This window comes from Streptococcus oralis (assembly GCF_003943385.1).
GTDB lineage: Bacteria > Bacillota > Bacilli > Lactobacillales > Streptococcaceae > Streptococcus > Streptococcus oralis_CA.
On the sequence record NZ_RJPI01000002.1, the window covers coordinates 205867 to 219739 of the forward strand.

The window sequence follows — 13873 nt, forward strand, 5'->3', positions numbered from 1 at the left end:
TTATAAATATCCAAATGAAGCCGCATCGTCCTCTACCTTTTTCCAGTCAAAGGGAGTTTCCTGATAGACAGCATAGTTAACCCAGTTACTGAAAAAGAGGGCAGCTGATGAAGACCAACAGAGACACGGTGTCTCATTCACATCATCATTTTTGAAGTAATTTTCTGGAATGTGAGGATTAAGTCCTGCCTCACAATCACGAAAATACTCTTTTGCTAGAGTATCACGGTCATATTCTAAATGTCCAAAACTATAAATCTCCCGAAGATCCCGACTGGCTAAAATAGAAACACCGACTTGTTTTCCCTCAGAGAGGATTTCCAGATTGGTTTTTCCTAAAATCTCTTCCTTATAGATTTCTGTATGACGAGAATGGGGAGCCACATAGCTATCATCAAAACCTCTAAAGAGAAGATGCCCCTCTTTCAAGGTATCCTGCGGGTAAATGCCTGATAATTTCTGCTCCATTTGGTGTTTTTCAACTCCATAGCGAGCATAAAGACCTGCTTGGGCACCCCAGCAGATATGCAGAGTAGAAAAAACATGCGTCTTGGACCATTCGATGACCTGTTTAAACTCCTCCCAGTAGTCCACCTCCTCAAAAGGCAAGTGCTCCACTGGAGCTCCCGTGATGATCATTCCATCAAAAAAGTCATTCTTGACCTCTGGGAAGGTCTTATAGAAGGTTTCCATATGTTCGGCACGGGTCGTTTTTGAACGATGCGTCTCCATATACAAGAAATCAATATCTAACTGTAGGGGCGTATTGGCCAAGTGCCGCAAGAGTTGTGTTTCTGTCACAATCTTTTGGGGCATCAGATTTAGAATCAAAATCTTCAAAGGGCGAATATCTTGGTGAGCAGCCCGTTGATCGTCCATGACAAAGATATTCTCTGTCCTTAGAATCTCAACAGCAGGTAATTTTTTTTCAATCCGAATCGGCATAATACCCTCCTAACAGTCATCTATTTCGGGAATGGCTTTATCTGCTTGAAAGCACAATCTTTCAAACTTCTCTTCCTTTTATTATACTGTATGAAGATATAGTTTTCAATTATAGTTTTTCTCTAACTAGCTATAGTTTGTTTATATAGCAGATGAAGAGAAAACAGCCCCAAGGACTGTTTTTCATTAATAATGCATAAGTACCTTGTAATCGTAATCACCGATTTTTTCGCGGCCTTTAAGCTCATCAAGTTCAATCAAGAAAGCACAACCCGCTACAACTCCACCAAGTCTTTCAATCATTTCAATGGTTGCCTTGACAGTTCCACCTGTCGCCAAGAGGTCATCTACGATGAGAACACGTTGACCTGGTTTGATGGCATCAGCGTGCATGGTCAAGGTATCAATACCGTACTCTTTTTCATAGTCAGCAGAAATCACTTCACGCGGTAATTTGCCTGGTTTACGAACAGGTGCAAAGCCAATTCCCAACTCAAAGGCAACGGGACAGCCGACAATAAATCCACGGGCCTCTGGTCCCACGATCATGTCGATTTTCTTATCAGTTGCATACTGAACGATTTCACGAACAGCATAGCTATAAGCATTACCATCTGCCATCAATGGGCTGATATCACGGAAGGTGATGCCTTCCTTGGGATAATTTTCAATCGTTGCGATATAATCTTTTAAATTCATCTTTTTCTTTCTTTCAAAGTTTTTTACTCTCTATTATACCATATTTTCTGTGAAAGAAGAAGAGGAAAGCACTTTTCCTTGATCTATCAGGAAATAAATGAACTCATTTTTTCTAGAATGAAAATATCATCAAAAAAACGAGCACTTTTGTACTCGTTTTTTATAAATTTATTGATTAAAGTGAGTTCACATCAACCTTGATACCAACACCTTGAGTAGTTGTGATTGTCAAGCTTGTTACGTAAGTTCCTTTAGCAGTAGCTGGTTTAGCTTTTTGGATTGTTTCGTTGAATGCTTTGAAGTTTTCAACCAACTTGTCAGCTTCAAATGATACTTTACCGATAATAGCTTGTACGATACCTGCACGGTCTGCACGGTAAGTGATTTTACCACCTTTAGACTCTTCAACTGCTTTAGCAACATCCATTGTTACAGTACCAGTTTTAGGGTTTGGCATCAAGTTACGTGGTCCAAGGACACGTCCAAGACGTCCAACAAGAGCCATCATATCAGGTGTAGCGATAACTACATCGAAGTCCAACCAACCGTCGTTTATTTTAGCAACAAGGTCGTCTTCACCAACGAAGTCTGCACCAGCAGCTTTTGCTTCTTCAGCTTTTGCACCACGTGCAAATACAAGAACGCGAGCTGTTTTACCAGTACCGTTTGGCAATACCATTGCTCCACGGATTTGTTGGTCAGCTTTTTTAACGTCAATGTTCAAGTTGTAAGCAACTTCTACAGTTGCATCAAATTTTGCAAAGTTAGTTTCTTTTGCAAGAGCTACAGCTTCTTCTACGCTGTACGCTTTTGTGCTGTCGATTTTCTCAAGAGCAGCACGAAGTTGTTTGCTTTTTTTAGCCATTTTCTATTCTCCTTGTAAGTGGTTCAATCGATTTTCATCTCCCACGTCACTTCTCGAAATGATGAAGTCTTGCGGGTTATATAGGGATGTTATTGATTAGTCAACAACGTTGAATCCCATAGAACGAGCAGTACCTTCGATCATACGCATTGCAGACTCAAGGTTTGCAGCGTTCAAATCTGGCATTTTAGTTTCTGCAATTTCTTGTACTTGCGCACGAGTAACTGAAGCAACTTTAGTTTTGTTAGGTGTACCTGATCCTTTTTCAACACCTGCAGCTTTTTTCAAAAGAACAGCAGCTGGTGGTGTCTTAGTGATGAAAGTAAATGATTTATCTTCGTAAACTGAGATAACAACTGGAATGATCATACCAGCTTGATCAGCTGTACGAGCGTTGAACTCTTTTGTGAATCCCATGATGTTGATACCAGCTTGACCAAGAGCAGGTCCAACCGGTGGAGCTGGTGTAGCTTTACCAGCAGGGATTTGCAATTTTACAAGTTTTTCGACTTTTTTAGCCATTTTTAAATCCTCCTTTGTGGTTTTGGCGGTAATGTAAGATTTTTACCTCCCACAAGTATGCTTTACACATACCTTTCCATTATACACTATTTATCTAAAAATGCAAGAGAAAACTTTTATTTTTAATCAACGTAATCTCCGCCTTCAAAGCCATAGTACTCTTCCAAACTGAGACCACTTGCAGCAATTTCTTTGGCTTCTTTTCCAACGTAGCGGAGATGCCATTCTTCTGTCATGTAACCTGTCTCTTTTTCCTTGCCTTTGAGATAGCGAACAACAAAGCCATAGTCAGCCGCATGGTCCAAGAGCCACTGGGCTGCTTTTTCTTCAGTAACTAAATCACCATCTGTACCAATAAGGTCAAAAGCAAGACCCGTCTGGTGTTCACTGTAACCTGGGCGGGATGAGTAGCGATCTGCTGCTTCCTTCCCGTCTTGATTGACATAGTCTTGGTATAGCTTAGCCTGAGTTTCATAACTTCTAAAACCACTGTAGTGGTCACTGATTGGATAGCCCTCAGCCTGCATGGCTGCGATTAGTTTGAGCAACTCTGCCTTGGCTGTTGGATTCTCTCCTGGATTGTAGTCTTTTGACAAAGGATAGCGTTTATTGGCAATGATAATTTCATCGTATTTCCCTTGGATACTATAATAACTTCCTTTATCTACAACCTCTGCTTTTTTCTGGCTAGAAGTTTGGGATTTGCTACCCACAGTTCCTTCTTCCTTGGTACTTTGCTCCGTCTTTTGGGTAGTTTCTTCAACTTTGGTTTTTTCTTGCGAACAAGCTGCAAGGGTCAACGCTAATAAACCAGATAAAATGACATATCTTTTTTTCATTTCTTTCTTCCTCTCTCTTAGGCCAAGCATTTCTCCAATTCATGTGATAAGGCTCTAATCATTTGTTCCAGCTCTGGTGATTGTACTTGGCAATCTGCTGCTGCCATTTCTTCCCAGGGCACCCACCAGACTGGGCCACGGCCATTAAGTCCGTAACCTTTCATATCACCTGCTCTTCGCGGGAAAAGATGCCAATGAGCGTGGGCATCACCATTTCCTAGGAGTTCAATATTCATCTTTTCAGCCTCAAATGCTTTGGCGACTGCTTCTTGGACCAAACTCATTTCCTCTAAAAAGCGAAGTTTTACAGGATTTTCCATTTGGTGGAGTTCTGTGACATGCTCTTTTGCTAAAAATAAGGTATAGCCCTTAAAGTATTGGTGGTCTCCAATAACTACATAGCCTGTTTCTAGTTCTTTGACAAAGTAGGGGTTTTGCCCAACTTTGATGAGTTCAATTCTCTGACAGATGAAGCACATGAGTCTCTCCTTTTAATTATAATATCTTCAACCTTGAATCTGACAGTTTGGGATAGCTGTGCTTGTATTCTCAAGTATCTAGGGATTAAATCACTCACTGTCAATCCCTGCTTTATTTACCCCTTGAATATCTGATATCAGACTCCCCCTAATCCTCAACTGTTTCAAAGTTGAGAAGGGAACAGCCAAGGTCAAAGAGTCGATGTTTATAGGTCATCATTCCCCTCCCTCTTATCTTTGTGAAATAAATTCTTAATCTTACTAAAAAATGGAATAACTGTAAAATTATCTATAAAGCGTCTCTTACTTAACTTAGGTCCCTGCAGTTTTCTATATTCTTCGATATAAATTGTAGATACTTTACTAATTTCACTTTCTCCGAAAATAATAGCTTTAAAAAATACTACACAAATACTTAGACAAAGTGAAACTATTCCAACAATAAGAACAATAAATAAATTTTTATACAAATAATACGATACTACAGTATCAACTACGACAATATAGAAAAGGGACACTGTAATAAATATTCCAGATCTTCCATCATCACTTCCATCAACACTCAATTCTGGAAGTAAAAAAATTAAACTTACTACCATAATCAAGCAACAAGCTAATAACGGAGAGAATTCAGTCGGTTGTTCGATAAAACTTTTGTACCCAGAGTAAATGAAAAATAGCTGAAGTAATAACATCGCATACTGAAATAAATAAAACCATATTTTAACTGAACTTATGATCGGAATATTTTTTTCTACTTTTATATCTAGTAATCGTTTAGCAATTTGTATCCGATGAGCTAGTTCTTTTAAATCCTCTATTTGAAGTATTTGAGAAGCAAGTTTTTTCTCTATAATTTCTATTTGATACCATATATATCCATCATCTTCTATCCACTGATATTTTCCAAAAGTTTTTATTTTTCGTCCATACGGATTAATGTTTTGAGAAATTCTAAAAAGTAGTTTTTCTAAATCTGGATTAGTAATCCCTTTATCTACCAGTTCATCAGCATAAACAACTAGTTCTTTAAAGTTTTCTTGTTTATTTTCATACACATACTTACGATATTCCTCTTTTTTCTTTTGGAAATAAGCATACAAACCCGAAATTATCCCTGTTATTATAGCAGGCGTTGCTAATTGTTTCAGTATTTCATACATAATACTTTATCGCCCCTTCAGTCCACCAACTCGCTCTTAAGATAAGCATCTACCATACGCTCAGTCGCCACTACCGAATCAATGTGGGTACGTTCGTAAGAATGACTGGACTCAATACCAGCTCCAAGGAGGGCATGCTTGACTTCTGCTCCTGCAGACATAGCTGCGGAAGCATCCGAACCGTAAAATGGATAAATGTCGAGCTTAAATGGAATATCTTGCTCCTTCGCCAAAGCCACTAAATGTTGACGGAAGTCATAGTGATAGGGACCTGAAGCGTCCTTGACACAGATAGACACTGTATACTCATCTGTCTGCTGATCATCGCCCATAGCTCCCATATCTACAGCTAGGTATTCTACTACCTGAGCTGGAATATTGGAGTTTGCACCGTGACCTACCTCTTCAAAGACTGAAAAAGCAAAATGAGTCGTCATCGGCAAGTCAATTCGCTCTTCTTTATAAACTCGAAGCAGATTGAGCAAAATCGCTGCGCTGACCTTGTCATCTAAATGACGAGACTTGATAAAACCAGTCTCTGTCACGACAGTTCGCGGGTCAAAGCTGATAAAATCACCGACCTCGATGCCCAAGGCGCGGGTTTCTTTTTCATTGGTCACTTTTTCATCCAAACGCACTTCCATATTGTCCTGTGTGCGTTCAGCAGTTCCAGCATCTTTGTAGACATGGCAAGATGTCTGGTGGATGAGGATAGTTCCAGATACCGTTTTACCTGTACTAGCCACATGAACGGTACAGTTTTCTCCTTCAATCATGTTCCAGGGAAAACCACCGATACGGTCCAATTTGAGACGGCCATCTGGTTTGACAGCACGAACAATAGCACCCAGCGTATCCACATGGGCAGTCACATAGCGGTGTTGCTCATCATTTTGACCTTTAATGGTCACATTGACACCGCCCTTAGCTGTGCGAACAGGCTTGTAACCAAGATCTTCTAAAGTATGGACTAGGTAGTCTGAAATCTCACGAGTAAAGCCTGTCGGGGATGAAATTGCGGTTAGTTCTTTGATATAGTTTACAGTCTGATTCATTTCTTCACCTCTTTTGCTACCTATTATAGCACATTTCAGTAGAGAGGAAAAAAGAAAAATCACTCCTGTAGAGTTGACTTACAAAAGTGATTTCTATTTTTTATTCCATTTCAAAAACATCGCTTTCTTGCTTGTTTGGTAAAACCAAGGAAAGCAAAATTCCAATAATAGCTGGCACTAACCATGGTAGAGAGGCAGCTGCAAACGGAAGAGCATTGACGAGGTTTGCTAGAAACTCAATCTTAAAGGAACTGCCAAGGACGCTTGCAAGAGCAATAGCTGTAACGAGCCCAATAGTTAACTGCATGCCCGGTTTTGATAGGGGCACAAACTTATTAACAATCACAATCATTACAATGGCAATAGTGATTGGATACAAGATAACCAGTACTGGAATTGAGTACTTGATAATCGCATCAAGACCAAGATTAGCAATGGCAAATCCAATCAAGGTAAAGGCAGTTGCATAGACCTTGTAGCTGATTTGTGGAAAGCGTCCGTTAAAGAACTCAGCTGTAGATACAATCAAGCCAACTGTCGTTGTGAAGCAGGTTACAGTTACCATGACAGCAAGGAAGAGTTGAGCCGTTGAACCAAAGATTTCCTGGGTTGCTTGTGACAAGATATAAACACCTGGAGTTCCACCCTTCATGGCTTCTGCTGGTACTGGGAAATGATTTCCAAGGAATCCTAAACCGATGTAAAGAGCGCTAAAGGCAAGAGCTACAACGATACCAACCACCCAAATAGTTGAAATGTATTCTTTCTTACTAGAGAATCCAAGTTGTTTCAAGGTTTGAACAGCAATCACACTAAAAGCGACTGAGGCAAGGGCATCCAAGGTGTTATAACCTTCTAGGAAACCTGTACCAAAGGCAGAAGCTTGATAAGCAGCTGAAGCAGCTTGAGGGCTGGTTCCACCATATTTGAAGGCACCTAGTACAACCAAGATAACGATCAACAAGGCAAAGACTGGTGTCAAGATACGTCCGATTCGATCCAAAATCTTTGAAGGATTGAGCGAGATCAGATAGGCCGCTGCAAAGTACAGTACGGTAAAGATAATCAATCCAAGCCCTTTATTTGCTTCAGATAAGAGGGGGCTGATGCCGACCTCATAAGCTGTTGTTGCTGTACGTGGGATAGCAAAGAAGGGGCCAATCGATAGATAGAGGACTGCAAGATAAAGCGTCGCAAACCAAGGTGAGATTTTCTTAGAAATCTCGTGAATGTAACCTTTAGGGTTTAGCGTTCCAATAATAAGTGTCAAGACGGCAATACCGACACCCGAAAATACAAAACCTGCGATGGCAGGAAGAAACTGTTCTCCAGATAGGGCACCTAGAGAAGGCGGAAAAATCAAGTTCCCCGCACCAAAAAATATTCCAAACAGGAGCAAGCCTGTTAGGGCACCTTTTTTAGCCATAAAAATCTCCTTCATATTTCTAAAATACTGACCTAGTATACCATGATTAAGACTCTGAAAAAAGTATCCAAAATTAATCATTGAATGTTTTCAATATTTTTAAAAATAAGAATTATCTAAAAATAAATTTCTCCTACCTAGTCCACACCAAGTAAGAGAAATGCAAAATTTTAAAGATTTTCAAAGGCCGTCATGCCACCTTGAACATTGATGACCTTATATCCATGCTCCTCCAAGAACTGGCAAGCACGAGCTGATCTCATCCCTGATTTACAAATGACATAATGCAACTGCTCATTGTCCAACTCTTCTACTTCTCTCACATCTAATACAGAAAGGGACTCTTTCTGGTAAAGTTGGTAGAATTTGTCAAAAACAATTTCTTTCATCATTTCTTCTTTTTGATGCCTTTAACGCAAAGTTAAAAACTTATAGGTAAATCCAATCGACTCTAAAAATCGGAACAAGTCTTTGCTTTTGATAAAGATGGTCTTTTCATTAGTATTGGGATGGAAAGTCATGATATCCTCCGATACAATGTCCTTATCAAAATAAACTAGAATATCTTTTTCTTCATTATTTAACAAACCAAAAGGTGATACCGTTCCTGCTGGTAGGGTCATTTTCTCAGCCAAGGAGTCCAATGAGGCCATTCGAATCCGATCGGCTCCCACTTGAACTTTAAAGTCATCCATATCCAATCGTTTCTTGTCATCCATTATGAGTAGATAGTACTGGGTTTTCTTCCTATTGGTCAAAAACATGGACTTAGTCCGGACTCCTTCCATTCCTTCAATATAGCTATCTGCCTGCTCTGTCGTAAATACAGGTGGGTGCTCCACCACATCAAAGGTGATTCCCAACTCTTGCAAGGTATTAGCTACTTGTTGATAAGCGTCCATAGTTTTTCTCCTTTATTGATGAATAATCTTTTGTACCAATGCTTGCAACTCTGGCACCACTTCTACCTCAAACCAAGGATTTTTGGCCATCCAGATTTGATTTCGTGGTGACGGGTGAACTAAAGGAAAATACTCTGGCAAATAGTCTTTGTAGCATTTTACTCGCTCTGTTACCTTGCCACTAACCTTCTCATGAAGATAATAGGCCTGAGCATATTGTCCAATCAAAAGAGTTAATTCAATATTTGGACATTCCTTGAGGAGTTGTGGGTGCCATTTTTCGGCAAAGCCTTTACGGGGTGGAAGGTCGCCTGATTTCCCATGTCCTGGGAAATAAAAGTCCATAGGAATAACTGCAAACAACCCTGAATTGTAAAAGGTGTCTTCATCTACACCTAACCAATCTCGCAAGCGATCGCCGCTCTTATCCTTCCAGTAAATCCCAGCTTCTTGCGTTTTAAAGCCCGGAGCTTGTCCGACAATATTGATGCGAGCAGTCTTTGGCGCCGCAAAGAGAGGTTCGATTCCGCGTTCTGTATAACTGGTATTCTGTGGATCCGCCATAATGGCTTGTTTGATCTTTTCGATTTGAGACATCTGTTTTCCCTCCAAAAAGAAGTCCAAGCATAAAATCTCAGACTTCTATCGTTTTATTTGATCAATTCATAAATAGCTTCAGCATAGATTGCTGCTGCTCGGAAGAGATCGTCCAAGGCGATAAATTCGTTGGCTTGGTGCATGGTGTCGATTGAGTCCGGGAACATGGCACCGTAGGCAACTCCACGTTCCAGCAAGCGACCGAAGGTACCACCACCGATGACTTGTTCATGACCTTGAAGTCCAGTTTGTTTTTCATAGACATTCAACAAGGTTTGCACAAGTGCATCTTCCATTGGCACATAGTGAGGGGTGTGACCATGTTCAGAGAGGCTAACAGAAGCAACTGGTAAGTTTTCAAGAACTGATTTGATTTGCTCTGGGCTTGTTCCTTTTGGATAGCGGAAGTTGAGGGCAATCGTATTGTCAGCACTTGTTTCATCGAAGCGGAAAACACCTGCATTCATAGAAAGGGCACCCATTTTTTCATCCACATGAGCAACCTTGAGATTTTCACCCTCATGGTCATTCAAGAGAATCTTACCAGCGATGTCGAGGTAGTCTTTGGCTGGTCCAGCAAAGTTAAATTGGTTGAGGAAGAGTGCTAGGTAAGTAGCTCCATTGACACCTGAAGCAGGCATAGCACCATGAGCTGATTTACCAATGATGGTCACCTTGTATTTGCCAGCTTCTTCTTTGATTTCTCCTCTGAGTTTGTGTTCAGCAACAAAGGCATCTAGTTTCGCTTGCAAGTTATCCAAGTCACCTGAAACGACTGCTGTCGCTGATTCAGGTACCATGTTTTCACGCAAGCCACCTGTAAAACTGTGAAGACGAGCTGCGCCAGTATTTTCACCTGCAAAGTGGAGGTATTCAGTGATGTTTCCTTTTTCACCATTGATGATTGGAAACTCAGCGTCTGGAGAGAAACCGAAGTCTGGTTTTTCAAGTCCTACATGTTCAAAGTAGTAGTCCATGTCTGCCCAGCCTGATTCTTCGTCTGTTCCGACGATGAAACGAACTTTCTTAGAAGTTGGAAGGCCCAATTCTTTGATGATTTTCAAGCCATAGTAACAAGCTGTTGTAGGCCCCTTGTCATCTGAAGCTCCACGCGCATAAAGGCGACCGTCTTTGATAGTTGGTGTGTAAGGGTCCGTGTCCCAACCGCTACCAGCTGGCACCACGTCCATGTGGGCAAAGATTCCGAGAACTTCTTCTCCTTCACCAAACTCAAAATGTCCTGCGTAGTTATCGACATTCTTAGTTGGATAGCCATCGCGGTCTGCGATTTCAAGGAATTTTTCCAAGGCTTTTACTGGACCAGGTCCAAAGGGATGCTGCGCATCAGCCTTACTATCATCACGTTCTGAGTTGATTTCCAAAAGGCTAAACAAGTCAGCCAAGAGGTCTTCTTTGCGTTTTTCTACTTCTGCTGTAAAATCAATTGCTGTCATTTTTTCTTCCTTCTATCTTTTCTCGATGATTTCATCTACTGGCAAGCGGTAGCTTGGTTCCAATTTTTCGTCTGTGTAACCTACCGTAATCAAGAGTTCTGGACGGAAACGGTCTTCGATATCCAAAACTTCGTTGGCTTTTGATTTGTCAAATCCAAGAATAATGTTAGAACCAATTCCCTGATCTGTCAGAGCCAAAACCAAGTTCATGGCAACCAAACCTGCATTGAGGGCTAGGTAGTCGCTGACTTGTTGTTCACTATAACGCGCAAATTCAGCAGGCAAATTCTTCATAAAGTATTGAAGTTGCTCTTCAGAAAAGTTATTAGCACCACCAACTCTGGCAATCTTACGGGCACGTTTAGCCAAATCTGTGTCTGTAAACAAGGCAATGGTTACAGGTGCTGCTGATACCTGCTCAAAGTTCGAACCATAAGCCAATTTTGCCAATTCAGCATTTTTCTCACGAACCACCACAAATTTCCAAGGCTGGCTGTTGTGAGCGCTTGGGGCCAAGGTTGCGATTTCGATAGCCGTACGCACATCTTTGGGATCCACCGGCTGATCAGTGAAATGCTTGGTCGCATGACGTTTTTTATTTAATTCAAGAAATTTCATAATCGATTTCCTTTTCTAATTCTACTGCTTCCATTCTACCATATTTTGAAAGAGCTTGCAGGGATTTTTCATAGAGTTAGTACTTCTTTCAAACTCTCTGCTATTAATTTGGAGCTCTTTAAGTAGGTATCGCTTTAGATTTGAAGCAATCAAAAAGCAGGTGATCGAACACCTACTTTCTTATATTATTGACCAGATGTGTATGGAGCAATTGCTTTATAAGCCGCTTCCAGCGCTTTCTTCATTGTGTCACGTCCAGTTTTCAACTGTTGAACAAATAGAGTACGAGTTTGTTCTGGCACTACTGTATCATCAGAACCAATACTTGAAAGGCTTTCGTTAAATGACTCTCTTACAGTCTCCATAGACTTAAGCGCTGGTTCAACTTGGGCGTTATATGCTTCTTTTCCACTCTCTGGAATTTTTTCCCCAATTTCAACTGCATGCTTTTTATAATTGTCGACTAATTTACCAAAGACTTTCTTCACATCTCCAACAGTTTTAGCATTGTCAATTTCTTCATCGGTGATCAAAACAACCTCATTATTTTCTGTCTTTGAACTAGACGTTGTTGATGAAGTCTCTGAAGAAGAAGTTTGTTCTACAGAGCTTGAAGTCTTAGTCGAAGAATCAGACGTTGTTTTCCCTGAACATGCTGCTAAAACAACAACAGATAAAAGAGCCATACTGGCTGTAATAATTTTCTTCATAATGTTCTCCTTTTTATTAAGAATTAAGTTCATTGTATAACAAAATAATTTCAATGTCAAACTTTAGCTAAGCCATCTTTTCTTCCTCATCGTCTGACTCTTTTCTAAGCAATTCGACTACAAACCTCACTTCAAATTAAGGGTGTCCATTTTATTTCTAACTTTGCAGAAAATCAAAATAATCCTTCACATCCTCTACATACCCGTGCTTTTCAATTAAACTAGCTAAGAGTTCCAGATTGTGCCCCTGATAGTTATCGTCACGACGCAGTTCTTCATACATTTCGATAAAGGGAAGCCCCTTGGATTTGGCCAATTCCAACTCCGCTTCATAGTCATAAGCGACTTTACGAAATAGGATATTTACCAATTCCCCATCTTCAACTTCTATCACGACATACTGGGCACGGTGATTTTTTAACGCCTCCCAGTTAAAATAGGGCATGCCAATCGAACCTGGATTGATGATTTGTTGCCCTTGACTGCCATAGCGAAGCAACTGTTTGTGGACATGACCGTAAACTGCTACATCTGTCTCCTCATCAAGTAGCTGGTCAAATTTCTCCGTATCATTGTCAACCAACAAGTCACCACCATAGTTCTTATCAGGCAAATTATGAGAAAGAGAAAAGCGCAATCCGTCAACTTCTTTCTTTTCTAGCAAAGGTAAGCTTCGTAGCCAGACAATCGTTTCAGGATCCATTCGCTCCATTAAAAACTGGGTCATACGCAAGAGCTGGACTTCCTGTGGGTCTTCTAAGCCATATTGCCCATCTAAAGCCTCAAGGACACAATCATCCCAATTGCCTCGAACACTTGCCGTGATAGGAAGTTCCTTTAACAGAGCTACCAAATCATTTGCACCTGGACCAGGGAGGAAAATGTCTCCCATAAGCCAGTATTCATTGGCTCCTTGAGTTTTAGCATCTGCAATCACTGCTTCTAGTGCCGTTGCATTGCCATGAATATCTGATAAAATTGCGATTTTATGGTTCATATTATTACTTTCTATTATTCATTTTCAAATGATTGTATTGATAATTCAATCTATTTACTTACAAACTCATCTATCCGCATTGACACTACTTATATTTTCTTCAATCATTGCTCTGACCTGCTTGCGTTGTTCCTCATTTAGATTCAACTTCTGTAGTTGCTTTTCAATACTAAATTCTGAGGTATTGTATTTCTTATCATACATCTCTAATAATTTATTACGAAGAATAGGCTCGCTAATCAAATAAATTTCTTTTAATAGTTCTTCTTCATTTCCTTCCTGCTCCTCTTCTCCATTTAGTCTACTTATCATAGAATTAATCTTTGCTAAGGCAAAATCACCATAAATATTATCAATCAAATTTTCCTTCATGATTTCTTGGATATTCTTAGCGAAAGTATTTTGCAAAACTTTCCCTTCTGAGTATCCAGTTTCTTGATTTTTTTCAAGTATAATCACATTTCCTGGTTTAATATCAGATAACATATAGGGAGAGTGGGTAGTGAAGATGAATTGGAAGTTCATCCCTCCTATTTTGTTGATTTCATTTATATAATTGACTAAAAAGTTTATTAAGCTTCTAGACCATTCGAGGTGCATAC

General features: G+C 40.2%; 16 protein-coding genes and 1 pseudogene. All 17 read right to left on the reverse strand.

What is annotated here, in order from left to right; all coding sequences use genetic code 11:
- Positions 1–945, reverse strand: a complete 945-nt coding sequence (gene metA, locus D8803_RS02815) for a homoserine O-acetyltransferase MetA (RefSeq protein ID WP_131200175.1) — start codon at positions 943–945, stop codon at positions 1–3.
- A gap of 186 nt (positions 946–1131) precedes the next feature.
- Positions 1132–1644, reverse strand: a complete 513-nt coding sequence (locus D8803_RS02820) for an adenine phosphoribosyltransferase (protein WP_001049316.1) — start codon at positions 1642–1644, stop codon at positions 1132–1134.
- Positions 1645–1819: 175 nt separating this feature from the next.
- On the reverse strand, positions 1820–2509 hold the full coding sequence (gene rplA, locus D8803_RS02825) for a 50S ribosomal protein L1 (RefSeq protein WP_001085672.1): 690 nt from the start codon (positions 2507–2509) through the stop codon (positions 1820–1822).
- Positions 2510–2605: 96 nt separating this feature from the next.
- Positions 2606–3031, reverse strand: a complete 426-nt coding sequence (rplK, locus tag D8803_RS02830) for a 50S ribosomal protein L11 (protein ID WP_001085804.1) — start codon at positions 3029–3031, stop codon at positions 2606–2608.
- Positions 3032–3153: 122 nt separating this feature from the next.
- Positions 3154–3870, reverse strand: coding sequence for an LD-carboxypeptidase LdcB/DacB (gene ldcB / locus D8803_RS02835; RefSeq protein ID WP_131200176.1), 717 nt, complete (start codon positions 3868–3870; stop codon positions 3154–3156).
- 17 nt (positions 3871–3887) lie between these two features.
- Positions 3888–4349 (reverse strand): HIT family protein, encoded by a 462-nt coding sequence (locus D8803_RS02840; RefSeq protein WP_131200177.1) that lies wholly within the window; start codon positions 4347–4349, stop codon positions 3888–3890.
- Between the two features lie 206 nt (positions 4350–4555).
- Complete coding sequence (locus tag D8803_RS02845) at positions 4556–5512, reverse strand: hypothetical protein (RefSeq protein WP_061417361.1); 957 nt, start codon at positions 5510–5512, stop codon at positions 4556–4558.
- Positions 5513–5529: 17 nt separating this feature from the next.
- Positions 5530–6567: a M42 family metallopeptidase gene (locus D8803_RS02850; RefSeq protein WP_131200178.1), complete on the reverse strand. Its 1038-nt coding sequence runs from the start codon at positions 6565–6567 to the stop codon at positions 5530–5532.
- 100 nt (positions 6568–6667) lie between these two features.
- Positions 6668–7993, reverse strand: a complete 1326-nt coding sequence (brnQ, locus tag D8803_RS02855) for a branched-chain amino acid transport system II carrier protein (RefSeq protein WP_190316790.1) — start codon at positions 7991–7993, stop codon at positions 6668–6670.
- 170 nt (positions 7994–8163) lie between these two features.
- Positions 8164–8382: a rhodanese-like domain-containing protein gene (locus D8803_RS02860; protein WP_131200180.1), complete on the reverse strand. Its 219-nt coding sequence runs from the start codon at positions 8380–8382 to the stop codon at positions 8164–8166.
- A 21-nt stretch (positions 8383–8403) separates the two neighbouring features.
- On the reverse strand, positions 8404–8895 hold the full coding sequence (locus tag D8803_RS02865) for a prolyl-tRNA synthetase associated domain-containing protein (protein ID WP_131200181.1): 492 nt from the start codon (positions 8893–8895) through the stop codon (positions 8404–8406).
- Between the two features lie 12 nt (positions 8896–8907).
- A complete protein-coding gene (locus tag D8803_RS02870; protein ID WP_131200182.1) occupies positions 8908–9492 on the reverse strand; it encodes a uracil-DNA glycosylase family protein in 585 nt (194 codons plus the stop codon).
- Between the two features lie 53 nt (positions 9493–9545).
- Positions 9546–10946 carry a dipeptidase PepV gene (gene pepV / locus D8803_RS02875; protein ID WP_131200183.1) on the reverse strand — a complete coding sequence of 467 codons (1401 nt, stop codon included), beginning with the start codon at positions 10944–10946 and terminating at the stop codon, positions 9546–9548.
- Positions 10947–10958: 12 nt separating this feature from the next.
- Positions 10959–11564 carry a nitroreductase family protein gene (locus tag D8803_RS02880; protein WP_131200184.1) on the reverse strand — a complete coding sequence of 202 codons (606 nt, stop codon included), beginning with the start codon at positions 11562–11564 and terminating at the stop codon, positions 10959–10961.
- Positions 11565–11749: 185 nt separating this feature from the next.
- Complete coding sequence (locus D8803_RS02885; protein ID WP_000720917.1) at positions 11750–12274, reverse strand: hypothetical protein; 525 nt, start codon at positions 12272–12274, stop codon at positions 11750–11752.
- A 157-nt stretch (positions 12275–12431) separates the two neighbouring features.
- Positions 12432–13271 (reverse strand): metallophosphoesterase family protein, encoded by an 840-nt coding sequence (locus D8803_RS02890; protein WP_131200185.1) that lies wholly within the window; start codon positions 13269–13271, stop codon positions 12432–12434.
- Between the two features lie 66 nt (positions 13272–13337).
- A pseudogene (locus D8803_RS02895) lies at positions 13338–13873 on the reverse strand (hypothetical protein); the annotation flags it as partial.